The organism is Rhodococcus sp. MS13 (genome assembly GCF_013277835.1).
In the GTDB taxonomy this organism is placed as follows: domain Bacteria; phylum Actinomycetota; class Actinomycetes; order Mycobacteriales; family Mycobacteriaceae; genus Rhodococcus_F; species Rhodococcus_F erythropolis.
In genome coordinates, this window is sequence record NZ_VBTL01000010.1 from 181,006 (window position 1) to 194,235 (window position 13,230).

Genomic DNA, 13,230 nt, shown 5'->3' on the forward strand with positions numbered 1-13,230 from the left:
AGGGGTGTTTTCCCATGTCATACGAATTTCCTGTCGATCACCGAGGCCTCTTCGAAGAGCGCACAGGACAGTTTCTGAGCTTCGGGCTCCCCGTCTCGGATCTCGAGGAACTGCGCGCGTCCATCAACTCGACCTGGGCCGACGCGCCGGGTGGTTGGTCGTACGAGTGGTCGGCGCTGGCGGCGAAGTACTCCGCGGCCGGCAATCATTCCCTGGCAGCGATGATCTACGGAATCGCCAAGTTCCCGGTGCTGGCCAACGAATCCCGTCGACGGGCTCTGCGCAATCAGGTGGACGAATACGTCAAGGCAGCACCAGGATTCGGGCTCGAGTTCGAGCGTCGAATCCTCTCCCTGCCCTACCGAAACGGCGAGATCGAGCTACCGGTACACATCCTCTCGGCGGACGGACGGTACGAAGACGCACCCGTCCTGTTGCTCAGCGGCGGCGTCGACGGCTGGAAGATGGACATGCATCCGTTGGCCAGCGCGTTCGCGAAGAACGCCGGGGTGACGGTTGTTGCTTTCGATCAGCCGGGAACTGGTGAATCACCCGTTCCTCTCGATGCTTTCGGTGACGAGGTGATCGACGGGCTCGTATCGACGGCTCGCGCTCTCGGCAACGGGCAGGTGGCGCACCTGGGAGTCTCCTTCGGTGGAAACTTCGCCGTGCGCTCGGGGTTGACCGGCGCCGTCGATGCGGTGATCAACATCGGCGCCCCGGTCAAGGGTGCGTTCGAGACCGCGAACGCCGAGCGCCTGGTCTACGGCATGGGCGACATCGTCGGAAACGCACTGGGTTTCGATGCCCCGGCAACCAAAGAGGCGCTGGTACAGGGTCTCCGTGCGTTCGATCGCAGTGTCTTGATGACCGCCGACGACGGCCGGACCCCGATGCTTGTGGTCAACGGGGCCGACGACGTTCACATCCCGCTCTCGGACACAACACTCTTCGAAGAGCGCCCGAACACGCAGGTACACGTCATCCCGGATGCGGGGCACTGCGCAGTGACCAAGCTGCCCGAGTTGACGCCGATGATGATCGACTGGCTACGAGATGCCCTGTCAGGAACCGCTCCACGAACCGGTAGATGATCCGCCGCCGAAGCTGGCAAAACGATACGTCGCAAGAACGGCCTTGTGATCGGTCGGCCACGGCGTCGGTGAAGCGATGAAGTTGTCCTGGGAGTTCTCCTCCACTCTTTTGTTGTGCACGATCGTCTTTCGGGGTCCGATGATTCCTACAGATCCCAGCTTCAGCTCGGAAGCGCGGTCGGCGAAGATGTAGTCGATCCGATCGCGTTCGTCTGCCTCGGGTGCCCAGGTGAGCTGTGAGGTGTCGACGTCGGGATTGTCGGACGGCCAGGTGAAGCCCGGGTGTGTAGCCGGGTTCGGGTACTTGCTGCGGTATGCATCGACAAATCCGGCATGGTCGAGCAGACGGGTGGATTCCCACGGAATGACGACACCGTTGTGGTCGAACAGATTTCGCGTGCCGTCGGTCCAGTCCAGGGCCGACGGTTCGTTGAAATCGCCGCCGAGGATGACGGATCTGCCCTTCGCCCGTTCTGCGGCCGCATCGTCGATGAACGTCGAAATTGCCAGGGGTCGTGCCGAATTGACGTTCACACGCTGAACCGTCTCGGGGTCCGTGACCGGACCGGACGGCATCTTGTTCCAGCCGAACTCGGAGAACTCTCCAGGCGTGGGAACACCCGCGCCGTATCCGCGCGGTAGATAGGTTGCGTAGGACGTGTAGGCCAGATGTGCCGAGTAAGCAGCGATTTGTTTGCCGTCGACCGTCACGACTGCCTTGATCATCGAGTTCAGGTCGGCTGTTTCCTCGATCGGAAACTTGGAGAGAATCCCCACGTCGGAGGACGCTGCTCCGTAGAAGGTGGTTCCTGATTTGGTCAGCATGTCGGCCAATACAGTTGTCGCAGTGCCGGCTTCCGACAGGAGAACTATCGACGCCTGGGTCGAGATGATCATATCGGCGATCAGCTGCAGGCCACCGTTGATCTTGGTTCCGCCGTGCCAGGTATTGAGGGAGAGCACTTTGATCTCCTGCGCGGGGTTCGCCCCCGCGACGGAGGTATTGGCACCCAAGGTAAATGCGCTTGCGGTGACTGTCCCTGCGGCTACCGCCATCGCCTTGACCATCTGACGGCGCGTCAATCCATTCATCAAATCCCGGCTCTCGTTGTCGTGTGCTCGAACCCCCGGAAGATGATTACCATCGCTACCTAAACGGACAGTTAACCAATTGCAAAATGGCAGATTTCCACAGAACACCGCGCGGGCAATAGTCTTCTGGTCGTGGTACTCAGTGAGCGTTTTCCCGGTAACAAGACCTTCGCGAAGGTTCGTGTCCTGCCGCCGGTGGTGAAGTTGCTCCTTCTTTCGATGGTGCTGTTCAACATCGGGTTCTATCTGGTTGTCCCCTTTCTCGCGGTGCACCTTTCGGAGGACCTCGGATTCGCGGCCTGGATTGTCGGCCTGGTCCTCGGACTCCGGATGTTCAGTCAGCAGGGCATGTTCTTCATCGGTGGAAGCCTCGCCGACAGGTTCGGCAAGCGTCCGATCATCCTGCTGGGCATCGCAGTTCGCGTGGTCGGTTTCCTGATGCTCGGATTGGCCGAGAGTATGGCAGCGGTGATCGTCGGTGTGCTTCTGGTCGGGTTCGCCGCGGCTCTGTTCGCACCCGCAGTGGAGTCGGCCAACGCCGAATACGGACGCGAACTCGAAACCTCAGGAGTCATGCGTCGTACGGATCTGTTTGCAGTGGAACAGATGTGCAGCCGCCTGGGAACCGTGATCGGTCCGGCATTGGGTGCTGCTCTGTTGATGTTTCCGTTCTCGTGGACGGCGTCGAGCGCGGCGTTGCTGTTCGCGATCATGTGGGTCGGGTTCTTCATCTGGTTCCCGCGGCCGGGCGATGCCCACGAGGGCCCGGTGTCGACCTATACGCTGCGCGACGTCTGGCGAAGCGTGCTGACCAACAACAACTTTCTGCTCTTCGCGACGCTCTGCAGTTTTCAGCTGGTTGCGTACAGCCAGCTGTACCTGATGCTGCCGGAACAGCTCGAGCGCGGTATCGGTTCACAGTCGGCGCTGGGATGGTTCTACGTGGGCGCAGCGGTGTTGGTGATCGTCGGGCAGGGACCGACGGTCGCGGTTGCCCACCGCATCGGGCATCGACGCGCGATCACCTTCGGGCTTGTGCTCATTTCGGTGTCGTTCCTGGTTCCGCTGGTCACCGGCGTCGACTCCGCAGTTTCGGCGTCGACGCAGATAGTCGGTCTGGCGGTGTGGATCGGGCTGCTGCACCTGGGACAGATGTTGATGGTGCCGCCGATGCGAGACACCATTGCCATCCTCGGTCGTGAAAGCAACCTCGGAGCGCACTTCGGCATGCTCAACACGATCGGCGGTCTGCTCGCGCTCCTGGGAACCGTGGGAGTCGGATTCGTGTACGACCTAGTCGACAACGGCCACGCAGCGCCGGCGTCACCATGGGTGATCGTTTCGGTCTGCGTGGCCGTGTCGGCTGTGGTGTTGTGGGTGTGGTCCGGTCGAACGAAGGTTATCGACCCGCGATCGTCTGATTGATCTTTGCTACAAAATCTTCCAGCACAAACGGAATGGTGAGCGGGTTCGGCATGGACACCGCGTCACTGACGATGGGGTCCAAGCTGATCAGGCCGCCGGTCTTGACCACGTTCAGATTGGTGAACGCCGGCTGCGTCTCCACCTCGGGGCGAGCCTTTTCGTAGTTGTCGAAGAGCAGGTAGTCGCACTCGAGGAGGTCGTAGTTCTCGGCGGAGATCTCGTAGTTCAGCTTGCCCGCGAACCGATCCTTCAGTGCGGCAGGAGCCGTGAATCCCAATTGCGTGAGCAACTGAGCGCGCGCTGCCTCAGGGCTGAACGCCCGCAGATTTCCATCGCTCCAGCGAATGACGAGAGCTGCTGTCTTGCCTTCGAACTGGGGGTTCTCCGCGCGGGTGCGAACGATGAGGTCTTCGACTTCCTGGACCTCCTGCTTTGCCTGCGCGGGAACGCCCACAGCCGTACCGATGCGGGTCGTGACTTCCTGCCAGGGCAGCACCCAATCCGTCTGATCGGCGGCGTGAAGCACAGTCGGCGCGATGGCGCTGAGCTGCTTGTACAGATCCTCGTCGATCGCGTTGTTGACGGCGATGATCAGGTCAGGCGCTGCTGCCACGATCGTTTCGATGTCGAAATCGGTGGTGGCGTTGGCCAATGGTGTCGGCTCGGCGCCCTGGACTGCCGAGTCGGCCCAGACTCCGATTCCGTCGTCGGTCGATCCCTTCCACACCGGGACCAGGACGGGCGTCAGACCGAGGGAAAGCAGAACGTCTGCGTCGCCGATGCCGACCGCTGCGATGCGGCTGGGTGCCTGCCCGATGGTGGTGGAGCCGAACTTGTGGTCGATCGTCACCGGGAAGGCGTTGGCCTCGGCGTGAGCACCTTCGGTGCCGGGAGTGGATTCGTCCTTCGCGCTGTCGCCGCAGGCAGCAAGGGCAAAACCTGCTGCTGTGGCGAAGGTGACGGACAGCATGGCACGGCGGCTCAACATTGGGTTCACAGCAACCTCGGGTTTCATGGTTATGGGACCCTAACCATAGTGGAGCGGCAGTGTCGGCAGTGTTTGTTAGTCTCCGCCCATGACGGCGGTTCTCGACTACACATCAGCAGGACCGTTCACCCGCATCGACGGAGTGGACCCGCTTGCCCTCGAGTCACTCCCCACCGACCCCGTGCAAATATGCCGGGTAGTGCCGTACCTGGTGGTCCAACCCACCGATGCACGGTCGCTGAATCTGCCCACCGACCGATTCGACGAAAACCAGATCCGGCCGGCAAGCGTTCTGCTTCAACGCTTGCTTGCGCTCGATCCGGCACCGGTGACCTCCGCCCGAGAACCCGACAAGCGGCTCGTCGGAACCTGTCGGCACTTTGCTGTTTTGAGTTGTGCGTTTCTGCGCTATCGCGGAATTGCCGCTCGCGTCCGCTGTGGTTTTGCCACCTACTTTCAACCGGGACAGGGCGTGGACCACTGGATCACCGAGTACTGGGACGACGCCGGCAAGCGGTGGATCCGCATCGACTCGGAGATCCTCGGACAGAACGTCCTTCCTCACGCCCATAACCTGCAGCCGGGAGAATTCCTCAGTGGTGGTGAGGCGTGGCTGGCGTATCGACGCGGCGAGATCGACGCGTCCCAGTTCGGGGTGTACGGCACCCAGAACTGGGGGCCGGCCGAGATCCGAGGCAACGCAGTGAAGGATCTTGCCGCGATGAACAAGGTCGAAACCCTGCCGTGGGACGAGTGGGGTCGTATGACTGACGCCTACGACGGAAAGACCGGCGCCGACTACGACCTACTGCTCGACGATATAGCCGAGGTGTGCGCCGGCGACGATCCAGTTGCCGTGCGAGCGCTGTACGAGCACGAGGATTTGTGCGTGCCGGACAACCTGATTCGTTTCTGAGATGCTGGTGCGATGAATCCGGAGCATCGCCAACTCGAGTACGGACTTCGATTCGACTGGGGCCTGCGCGGCGCCGAAGCAATTGCTGTCGGCGTCGATGTGGCAGTGGTGGTAGATGTCCTCTCGTTCACGACGACGCTGAGCGTCGCCGCCGACGCGGGAATCGACGTACTTCCCTATTCCTGGAACGACGAGAGTGCGGTCGATTACGCGCGTGATGCCGATGCGGTTCTTGCAGTGCGACGAAGTATGGCCAGGGAGGGGCAGATCAGTCTGTCTCCCAGGACGATTCGCGAGTCCGAGGTCCCGAGTCGGCTGGTACTTCCGTCGCCGAACGGGTCGACTATCGCGTTTGCGTTGGCGTCCCAGGTTGCGGTGTGTGTCGGCGCTTCATTGAGGAACGCTTCCGCCGTCGCTGATTGGATTGTGCACGAACATGGTCCGGGATCGCGGGTTGCGATAGTCGCATCCGGGGAGAAGTGGCCCGGTGGAGAGTTGCGTCCTGCAGTGGAGGATCTGTGGGGAGCCGGCGGGGTTGTCACGGCGTTGACCGCGGCTGGTTGGGAAGGTTCCCTGTCGCCCGAGGCACAGATGGCGGCGGATGCCTGGACAGCGGTGTCGGATTCGTACGAGGACCGCCTGCGGGACTGTGCCTCAGGACGCGAGTTGATCGTCATGGGGTTTCCACACGACGTCGCCATCGCCTCGGAACTCGACGGCAGCGACACCGTACCTGTTCTCGAAGATCGTGTGTTTCGAGGTCAGCGCACCGGGCGTCGATTGAACAAACTCCGCGCCCAGAGGTAGGAGAGGAAGGTGATTGCGACGCACCATCCGATCGCGAGTATGGCGTTGTTCCCGATCGCTTCGCCGAGAAGAAGTCCTCGAAGAGTCTCGATGATCGGAGTGAACGGCTGATACTCGGCAAACCATCGCAACACGGTCGGCATCGAATCGGTGGGGACAAATCCGCTTCCCAGGAAAGGTAAGAGGATCAACACCATTGGAAGATTACTGGCCGTCTCGACGCTCTTGCTGACGAGGCCGAAGGCAACGGACAACCAGATCATCGCGATGGAGACCAGGATGAGGAGAGCAAACGCGGCAACCCACTCCACGAAGCCTGCAGTAGGCCGGAAGCCGACGGCTATCGCCACGGCGATGACTACAACGAGGCTCACGATCGTCTGAAGGAGGCTGCCGAGAACGTGACCGGTCAGGACGGACGTGCGCGTGATCGCCATCGTGCGGAATCGTGCAATGATCCCCGCGGTCATATCGGTTGCGACGGAGATGGCAGTACCTTGTGCCGCTGATGCCACAGTCATCAGAATAATCGCCGGTGCAACGTAATTGACATACTCGGCTCGGCCGCCACCGCCTGGGCCGAGGCCGTTCCCGAGCGTTCCGCCGAGCACGTAGACGAACAGCAGCAGGAAGACGACTGGCATCCCGACAAGCATCACCGTCATCGACGGATATCGAAGGATGTGTCGAATGCTGCGACGCAGCATGGTTTTCGAGTCCTGATAGGCAAGCGTCATGGTGGTCATCGCGCGTCGGTCCTTTCGGTGGCGGTCAGAGTCAGGAACACGTCGTCCAGGTCCGGTGTGTGCACGGAGAGTTCCTTGACGTCGATCGAGTGAGCGTCGAGTTGGTCGAGAAGAGAGCGCAGCGAGCGGACACCGCCGTCGCTGGGAACCTGCAGAACATACGCGGCATCGTCACGGGTAGACTCGTCGAAAACAGCAGCAGCAGAGTCGAGTTGGTCTCGATCGATGAAGTGAAGACGAATGTGGCCGCCGGGGATGCGTCGTTTGAGTTCCGCTGCCGTACCTTGGGCGACTATCCGTCCCTGATCGAGGACGGCGATGTGGTCGGCCAGTTGATCGGCTTCCTCGAGGTACTGCGTCGTGAGGAAGATGGTGACACCGCCCTTGACCAACTCCCGGATGATCTGCCACATGGTGCGTCGACTCCGGGGATCGAGGCCGGTGGTGGGCTCGTCCAGGAAGATGATCTCCGGTCGTCCGATCAACGTCATTGCCAGGTCGAGCCGTCGGCGCATTCCGCCCGAGTACGTCGACGCGAGTTTGTCCGCGGAGCCCTGCAGATCGAACATCTCCAGGAGTTCGTCAGTGCGAGTGCGGCGTTCGTCCTTGCCGAGGTGGTGAAGATCGGCCATGAGGAGAAGGTTTTCCTCGCCGGACAGGTAGTCGTCTACCGCCGAGAATTGTCCGGTGACACCGATGCGCGAACGCACCGCGTCAGGATCGTCGGAAGGGTTGTACCCGGCGATGCGGATGTCGCCGCCGTCTGCGGGAACGAGGGTCGAGAGGATTTCCACGATGGTGGTCTTTCCGGCGCCGTTGGGGCCGAGGAGTGCAAAGACGGTTCCGCGGTCGACAGAGATGTCGATTCCGTCCAGTACCGTCTTGTCGTCGTAGGCCTTCTTCAGACCCGTCGCGGTGATGGCTGGTTTACGGGACATCAGCGTTCCTTTCGCTAGATCTTCTTGTTGGATTCTTCTCGGGGCTCCGAACGTCGAATGACGATGTCGCCGTAGCTGGTTTGTGCCCGGACGTCTACCCGGCGTTCGGTGGAAGCCGGACCGTGCGTGGCATTCATCTGGTTGTCGACACGGCCGAAGGACGTATGAGCGTCGAATCGTGCGGCGGTTCCGGATCGAACGCCGATATGGATTCGCCCGGCGGCCGTCTTGGCGGATACGACTCCACTCTCGATGGTCTCGAAACGGATGTCGCCGTTGGCGGTTGCGGCGCTCGCGTCGGATTCGGCGTGTTCGACGGCGACGCTTCCGTTGGCGGTCTTCGCCTTCAGCGCGCCGGTGATCGTGCCGATGTTGATGTCGCCGTTGGAATTCTTGACCTCCGCGTTGCCGTCGACGCGGCCGATGCGGATGCTTCCGGACCCGGTGCTCGTGTCGATGTCACCGGCCACACGCTCGACGATGATCGCTCCGGCGCCGGTGCTGACGTTGAGCGGTCCGGTGGTGTCCAGTGTGCAATCACCGGCCGAGACCTTCACGCGTGAGCGTCCGAGAGTGCCTTCGGCGCGAAGGCTGGCAACTGCTGCAGTGCCTTCGAGTTCCGAGCCGGAGGGAAGCTGAACGGCAATGTCGACAGATCCTGTCTTCCCGAAAATGCCGAGGCCGCGCTGTTTCGGAGTCTTGATCTGTAGCCGGCCACCTGCGAATTCGACGCGCGTTTGTTCGGCGACTCGAACGTCTACCTCGCGAGACGAGTTGCTGGGCAACACTTCCACGACAGTGTCGTTGCGGCTGCTCGCAGCGATCCGGATGTGTCCGACTGCCACGTCGAAGTTCAAGGTGATGGGGTCAGGTGTGCTGAATGTAGGCATGGTGATACTCCCGATGAGGTTGTCTCGGTTGGTGATAGAGGGTCGTGCGAAAGGTGAAGCCGGTGTCAGTGCACCCAGCCGCTGAAGCTTTCGGAGCCTTGGGACGTGCGCTGTCTCGGAGTGCTTCTGCTCATGCCGCCTTCCAGCGCAGTTGCAGCCGAGCGAACCAGCCACGCGTTCACGGAGATCCCGGCTTCCTTGGCCGCCGCCTCGATCCGGTCTTTGAGGTCTTGCCCCAGCCTCAGGTTGATTCGAGTCATCGAGGCGTCGTCGGACTCCGTGACGGGGCGCGGAGCCGGAGTCGGTTCCTCTTCGGCGGGGGCCGGAGCCGGTTCGCTGATGGCTGGTGCCACCACGAATTCGGGTTCGCGTCCCCGTAGGCGCAGGTCCACCGAGCCTGGGGCGAGGTCACGCGTGATCTCGGCGGCTGCCGCAGACAATGCGTCGAGAAGGGTGAGTCGCACTGCTGATTCCAGCGGTGCGGTCAAACGATCGGCGAGGGCCTTTGCGCCTTCTCCGCCTGCTTCGGCCGCCACCGCGAGTTCGTGGCGAAGGTTGTCTACGTACGGTGTCAAGTCCATGGCATCACTATGGCACCACTTTGGTGCCATAGCAATAGTTTGGTGGCACATTCGTGTGAGTTTGATGAGAAGTGCCAGCTCATCGGGGTGGTTGGCGTTTCGATTCTCGGCAGGCTGGCACACTCGTAAGGGTGAGTCCTGCCGAACCCAACCGTCGCCGCCGTATCTTGCTCTGGATTGCCGGGGTGCTCGGCGTCGTGATCGTGGTCGGGGCGGTTGTCGTCGCGGTCGCGCCTTCGCGGTATCTGCCCTGGGACACTGCCGAGTTCCCGACGGTCGACGCCAGTTCGGTGACTGCGGACCAGACTCGAGTGCTCGAACTGCTGCAATCCGAGCACGAGCGGGACCGTCCGGGCACTTTCTATTCCGACGGTATCGACGAAGAATGGTGCGCCGATTTTGTCAGCTGGATAATGAGGGAAGCGGGTCGACCGTTGTCGAACCCGAACTCCGGAAGCTGGCGTATCCCGGGGGTGTACACCTTGCAGGAGTACTACCAGGGGATCGGCGCGTACGCCGAGAACGGCAGCGGGTACATCCCGAGCGTGGGTGATGTGGTGATCTACGACAGTTCGAGATGGGTGGGTCAGCACACCAACATCGTTGTGGCAGTGGACGGTGACTCGGCGATCACGGTCGGCGGCAACGAGTTCGGCAAGGTGCGAGTCCATGATCTTCACTGGCAATCCGACTCCGCCGTCGTGGGGTTCGGAAAACTTCACCCCTGATCGCTGTGGTTCGAGGTCAGGGCAAACCATCGAGCGGATGCACGTGCCTCGCCGCCGGCGTCGATGTGCAGCGTGTTCGTGCCGGTTCGCACGCTCACCAGCTCACCTCTCTTGATGGGCTGGGTGTACTCGAGGATCGCGCGAAAGGGTTCGCTTCGTAATTTTTCGGGCAGTGCATCTTCCACGGGTTGCCAGTAGATTGCGTTGTTCACGTGATCGAAAGGGTCGAAATCGCTCGAGCGCAACGGGAATGGAGAATCCGCCTGATTGTCGGTGTCGGGGTCGATCCACCGACGCCAGTGAAGATGCTCGTCCACGGCCGTCGATGCCAGGGCAGCGGTGAACTTTTCACTGATGGTTGCCGGCATTCCGGTTTTCGGGTCGATGTTGATCCAGAATGCCTCGGTCTCGATCAATCCACCGCTGTCGGACCTGATCCGAACCCGCATCGAACACCACTTGCTGGAGAGTCCGGAACACCAGCGCTGCAGATGAACTCGATCCGGCCAGATGACGGGTTCGAGTACGTCGATCACCGTCCTTCGCACCATCCACAGCGGGTGTGTATCCATGGCGCCGCGGTCGACGAGATTGTCGAAGCCCGCGTCTTGGAGGTAGCGCGCGATCGCGTCGAGGCGCAGTTGCTTGTCGGTGTGGATGTCGCCCGAACGCACCGGCCAGGAGGCCTGGAAGATGCTGCCGGTTGTCGGTAGTTCGGCCATCGCTACGTGATCGTCGACTTTTGTACGGTTCATCGGATGTGGGCTCCCGGTGTTCGCTTACCCGGTCGGGTGGCTTCACGCTTGCGTTACCCGCTGGCAGGATCTTGAACCATCTGAGTTCACTGTTTTCTGAATACAGATTTCGATGTACTGTCGTATGTATGGATGTCGAGGGCGTAGATGTGGTGACCAACGTGGCGGTGCTTGCGAGGTTCGGGCATGCCTTGTCCGACGAGACTCGGACACGGATACTGCTCGAACTGACAACTGCCCCTCGGTACCCGTCCGACCTCGCTGAAACACTGGCTGTGACCAGGCAGAAGCTGTCCAATCATCTGGCTTGTCTGCGCGGTTGTGGCTTGGTAGTGGCCGTCCCGGAAGGGCGCCGGACCAGATACGAACTCGCCGACGCACATATCGGTCAGGCCCTCGACGACCTGCTCGGGGTCGTACTCGCGGTGGATCCGTCGTACTGCCCGGACAGTGAATCAGAAGGATGCTGCTGATGGTTGCGCCCGTTGACGGTGGCGGCCTCTCGACTGCCCGGCGTGCGCTCTTGTCGAGACGAATTCGCATCTTCGTGGCGATCACGATCAGCTACAACGTCGTCGAAGCGATCATCGCGCTGGCGGAGGGCACACGGGTGTCGTCCGCAGCACTGTTCGGTTTCGGCCTCGATTCGGTGATCGAAGTGTCCTCGGCGGCAGCGGTTGCCTGGCAGTTCTCGGCTCCGGATCCGACGAGCCGTGAGAAGACGGCACTGCGAGTGATGGCATTCTCGTTCTTCGGGCTCGCTGCGTACGTCTCGTTCGACGCGATTCGGTCGCTGTTCGGTCTGGGTGAAGCGCAGCACACGAGCGTCGGAATAGTATTGGCTGCAGTGAGTTTGGCGATCATGCCGGCCCTGTCCTATGCGCAACGCCGAGCAGGTCGGGAGTTGGGTTCGCTTTCGGCGGTCGCGGATTCGAAGCAGACGCTGCTCTGCACCTACCTTTCTGCGGTCTTGCTGGTCGGTTTGCTGCTCAACTCGGTGCTCGGCTGGTCGTGGGCGGACCCGATTGCGGCACTGGTGATCGCCGTCATCGCCGTGAAGGAAGGCATCAACGCGTGGAAGGGTGATCCGTGCTGCCCGGTTGTGGCGGTGCCCGAGCGCGGTGACGAGTGCGACTGCTGCTGAGTGAGCACAGGTTCAATTGAGTGAACACCGTCTGCAGCGCGTCGGAGAGGGTGCTCACTCGATGAAAGGGGTGCCACCTTCTGCGCGGGTCTTGATGTGCGCGGCGCGTTGCTCGAGAAGACGGCGCAGATACGGGCCGACAGCCAACCTCAGTGCCAGGTGTCCGAGCACGCCGAAAGGGGCCGTAACCGTGAAGCGGTCATGCATCCGCGTCCACCCACCCGGCTGATCGTCGAAGACGTGCTCGTGTTGCATCGCGGCAAACGGGCCGCGGACCTGCTCGTCTGTGAACGAGTACGGACGGTTGTACTGCGTGATTCGGCTTGTCATCGAGAATCTCCACCCGAAATGCCGAGCAGTGAACGACACCTCGTCGCCCTCTCCCAGCGTCGATCTACCCGTACTCGTGACTGCCACCTCATCTGTTGCGTGGAGCGAGGCGGAGTGTTCGTCCATGTCGAGTTCGAGATCGAAGATCACTGCCGGTGGAGCGTAGATATCGGTGATCACGACCACGGTGTGTTGCACAGTGCCAGTCTGCCAATGTTGGTTTGCGATGCCGGCAAGCGGGTACGGGTCGGTGACCTGCGGTTCATCCGCGACGGGTGATGTTTTCGCTTCCCAGCCCCTCGAGACTGAGTATGGGAAGTGCATTCTGTCGAAAGGAACGCTGATGACTGCTCCACCGCGGGAACCCGCGAATCACCCTGTCCGGCAGGGTTTCGCGGTAGGTACGACGTTTGCAGCAGCTATTCTGCTGCTCACCGCAGGCATTGTCGCTCTGCTTCAGGGCATTGCGGCGGTCGCCGACAACAATCTGTTTGTCGTGGGTATCAACTACACGTACAAGTTCGACATCACGACGTGGGGCTGGATCCACATCATCTTGGGCATCATCGGAATCGTGGTGGCTCTCGGCCTCTTCACCGGTGCAGTGTGGGCCAGGGCGGCGGCGATAGTCATTGCGTCGCTCTCGATCATCGCCAACTTCTTGTGGATGCCGTACTACCCGCTGTGGTCGATCCTGGTCATCGCGCTCGACGTCGTTGTGATCTGGGCCGTCGCGACCTGGGACACAGACAGAGTCTAGGCGCCGAACAACTCGAGAGCAGTTGGTCCCGACCGA

At 61.5% G+C, this 13,230-nt stretch carries 16 protein-coding genes; 8 read left to right on the forward strand and 8 right to left on the reverse strand.

Going from position 1 to position 13,230, the window contains the following annotated elements:
- Window positions 1–14 precede the first annotated feature (14 nt).
- Window positions 15–1,094: an alpha/beta fold hydrolase gene (locus FEZ59_RS21585; RefSeq protein ID WP_133727307.1), complete on the forward strand. Its 1,080-nt coding sequence runs from the start codon at window positions 15–17 to the stop codon at window positions 1,092–1,094.
- Here FEZ59_RS21585 and FEZ59_RS21590 read toward each other — a convergent pair.
- Window positions 1,065–2,186 (reverse strand): endonuclease/exonuclease/phosphatase family protein, encoded by a 1,122-nt coding sequence (locus FEZ59_RS21590; RefSeq protein ID WP_172933185.1) that lies wholly within the window; start codon window positions 2,184–2,186, stop codon window positions 1,065–1,067. The genes FEZ59_RS21585 and FEZ59_RS21590 overlap by 30 nt on opposite strands.
- A 132-nt stretch (window positions 2,187–2,318) precedes the next feature.
- On the opposite strand from FEZ59_RS21590, the gene FEZ59_RS21595 reads away from it, so the two are divergent.
- On the forward strand, window positions 2,319–3,611 hold the full coding sequence (locus tag FEZ59_RS21595) for an MFS transporter (protein ID WP_172933186.1): 1,293 nt from the start codon (window positions 2,319–2,321) through the stop codon (window positions 3,609–3,611).
- Here FEZ59_RS21595 and FEZ59_RS21600 read toward each other — a convergent pair.
- Entirely contained in the window at window positions 3,586–4,599 is a 1,014-nt protein-coding gene (locus FEZ59_RS21600; RefSeq protein WP_242459894.1) for an ABC transporter substrate-binding protein, read from the reverse strand. The genes FEZ59_RS21595 and FEZ59_RS21600 overlap by 26 nt on opposite strands.
- Window positions 4,600–4,687: 88 nt before the next feature.
- Between FEZ59_RS21600 and FEZ59_RS21605 the strand changes: the two genes are divergently transcribed.
- Both FEZ59_RS21605 and FEZ59_RS21610 read left to right on the forward strand, forming a co-directional pair.
- Entirely contained in the window at window positions 4,688–5,515 is an 828-nt protein-coding gene (locus FEZ59_RS21605) for a transglutaminase domain-containing protein (RefSeq protein WP_092765509.1), read from the forward strand.
- A 12-nt stretch (window positions 5,516–5,527) separates the two neighbouring features.
- Window positions 5,528–6,322 carry a 2-phosphosulfolactate phosphatase gene (locus FEZ59_RS21610; protein ID WP_172933188.1) on the forward strand — a complete coding sequence of 265 codons (795 nt, stop codon included), beginning with the start codon at window positions 5,528–5,530 and terminating at the stop codon, window positions 6,320–6,322.
- Here the strand turns inward: FEZ59_RS21610 and FEZ59_RS21615 are convergent.
- The 4 genes from FEZ59_RS21615 to FEZ59_RS21630 all read right to left on the reverse strand — a co-directional run bounded on the left by FEZ59_RS21615 (window position 6,277) and on the right by FEZ59_RS21630 (window position 9,477).
- Entirely contained in the window at window positions 6,277–7,068 is a 792-nt protein-coding gene (locus FEZ59_RS21615; protein ID WP_019745861.1) for an ABC transporter permease, read from the reverse strand. The genes FEZ59_RS21610 and FEZ59_RS21615 overlap by 46 nt on opposite strands.
- Complete coding sequence (locus FEZ59_RS21620; protein WP_020971200.1) at window positions 7,065–8,006, reverse strand: daunorubicin resistance protein DrrA family ABC transporter ATP-binding protein; 942 nt, start codon at window positions 8,004–8,006, stop codon at window positions 7,065–7,067. Before FEZ59_RS21620 ends, FEZ59_RS21615 begins: the two co-directional genes overlap by 4 nt.
- Before the next feature lie 14 nt (window positions 8,007–8,020).
- The gene (locus FEZ59_RS21625; RefSeq protein ID WP_172933189.1) at window positions 8,021–8,896 is read right to left on the reverse strand and encodes a DUF4097 family beta strand repeat-containing protein; all 876 of its coding nucleotides are present in this window, start codon (window positions 8,894–8,896) and stop codon (window positions 8,021–8,023) included.
- Window positions 8,897–8,961: 65 nt separating this feature from the next.
- A complete protein-coding gene (locus FEZ59_RS21630) occupies window positions 8,962–9,477 on the reverse strand; it encodes a toxin-antitoxin system HicB family antitoxin (protein ID WP_172933190.1) in 516 nt (171 codons plus the stop codon).
- A gap of 131 nt (window positions 9,478–9,608) precedes the next feature.
- On the opposite strand from FEZ59_RS21630, the gene FEZ59_RS21635 reads away from it, so the two are divergent.
- Complete coding sequence (locus FEZ59_RS21635; protein WP_172933191.1) at window positions 9,609–10,205, forward strand: CHAP domain-containing protein; 597 nt, start codon at window positions 9,609–9,611, stop codon at window positions 10,203–10,205.
- Here the strand turns inward: FEZ59_RS21635 and FEZ59_RS21640 are convergent.
- Window positions 10,196–10,960 (reverse strand): acyl-ACP thioesterase domain-containing protein, encoded by a 765-nt coding sequence (locus FEZ59_RS21640; protein WP_172933192.1) that lies wholly within the window; start codon window positions 10,958–10,960, stop codon window positions 10,196–10,198. The two genes, FEZ59_RS21635 and FEZ59_RS21640, sit on opposite strands and share 10 nt — an antisense overlap.
- 128 nt (window positions 10,961–11,088) lie before the next feature.
- Here FEZ59_RS21640 and FEZ59_RS21645 point away from each other — a divergent pair, with 128 nt between their 5' ends.
- A complete protein-coding gene (locus tag FEZ59_RS21645; RefSeq protein ID WP_172933193.1) occupies window positions 11,089–11,433 on the forward strand; it encodes a metalloregulator ArsR/SmtB family transcription factor in 345 nt (114 codons plus the stop codon).
- Window positions 11,424–12,104, forward strand: a complete 681-nt coding sequence (locus FEZ59_RS21650) for a cation transporter (protein ID WP_172933194.1) — start codon at window positions 11,424–11,426, stop codon at window positions 12,102–12,104. Before FEZ59_RS21645 ends, FEZ59_RS21650 begins: the two co-directional genes overlap by 10 nt.
- Before the next feature lie 54 nt (window positions 12,105–12,158).
- Here the strand turns inward: FEZ59_RS21650 and FEZ59_RS30115 are convergent, their stop codons facing one another.
- Window positions 12,159–12,632 (reverse strand): SRPBCC family protein, encoded by a 474-nt coding sequence (locus tag FEZ59_RS30115; RefSeq protein ID WP_223257821.1) that lies wholly within the window; start codon window positions 12,630–12,632, stop codon window positions 12,159–12,161.
- A 145-nt stretch (window positions 12,633–12,777) separates the two neighbouring features.
- Here FEZ59_RS30115 and FEZ59_RS21660 point away from each other — a divergent pair, with 145 nt between their 5' ends.
- Window positions 12,778–13,194 (forward strand): hypothetical protein, encoded by a 417-nt coding sequence (locus FEZ59_RS21660; protein WP_020909554.1) that lies wholly within the window; start codon window positions 12,778–12,780, stop codon window positions 13,192–13,194.
- Window positions 13,195–13,230: the final 36 nt, after the last annotated feature.

Bases quoted from the DNA above. Each gene is read 5' to 3' on its own strand.
- FEZ59_RS21585 (WP_133727307.1), top strand. From the start codon at position 15: ATGTCATACGAATTTCCTGTCGATCACCGAGGCCTCTTCGAAGAGCGC.
- FEZ59_RS21590 (WP_172933185.1), bottom strand. From the start codon at position 2,186: ATGAATGGATTGACGCGCCGTCAGATGGTCAAGGCGATGGCGGTAGCC.
- FEZ59_RS21600 (WP_242459894.1), bottom strand. From the start codon at position 4,599: ATGTTGAGCCGCCGTGCCATGCTGTCCGTCACCTTCGCCACAGCAGCA.
- FEZ59_RS21605 (WP_092765509.1), top strand. From the start codon at position 4,688: ATGACGGCGGTTCTCGACTACACATCAGCAGGACCGTTCACCCGCATC.
- FEZ59_RS21610 (WP_172933188.1), top strand. From the start codon at position 5,528: ATGAATCCGGAGCATCGCCAACTCGAGTACGGACTTCGATTCGACTGG.
- FEZ59_RS21615 (WP_019745861.1), bottom strand. From the start codon at position 7,068: ATGACCACCATGACGCTTGCCTATCAGGACTCGAAAACCATGCTGCGT.
- FEZ59_RS21620 (WP_020971200.1), bottom strand. From the start codon at position 8,006: ATGTCCCGTAAACCAGCCATCACCGCGACGGGTCTGAAGAAGGCCTAC.
- FEZ59_RS21625 (WP_172933189.1), bottom strand. From the start codon at position 8,896: ATGCCTACATTCAGCACACCTGACCCCATCACCTTGAACTTCGACGTG.
- FEZ59_RS21630 (WP_172933190.1), bottom strand. From the start codon at position 9,477: ATGGACTTGACACCGTACGTAGACAACCTTCGCCACGAACTCGCGGTG.
- FEZ59_RS21640 (WP_172933192.1), bottom strand. From the start codon at position 10,960: ATGAACCGTACAAAAGTCGACGATCACGTAGCGATGGCCGAACTACCG.
- FEZ59_RS21645 (WP_172933193.1), top strand. From the start codon at position 11,089: ATGGATGTCGAGGGCGTAGATGTGGTGACCAACGTGGCGGTGCTTGCG.
- FEZ59_RS21650 (WP_172933194.1), top strand. From the start codon at position 11,424: ATGCTGCTGATGGTTGCGCCCGTTGACGGTGGCGGCCTCTCGACTGCC.
- FEZ59_RS21660 (WP_020909554.1), top strand. From the start codon at position 12,778: ATGACTGCTCCACCGCGGGAACCCGCGAATCACCCTGTCCGGCAGGGT.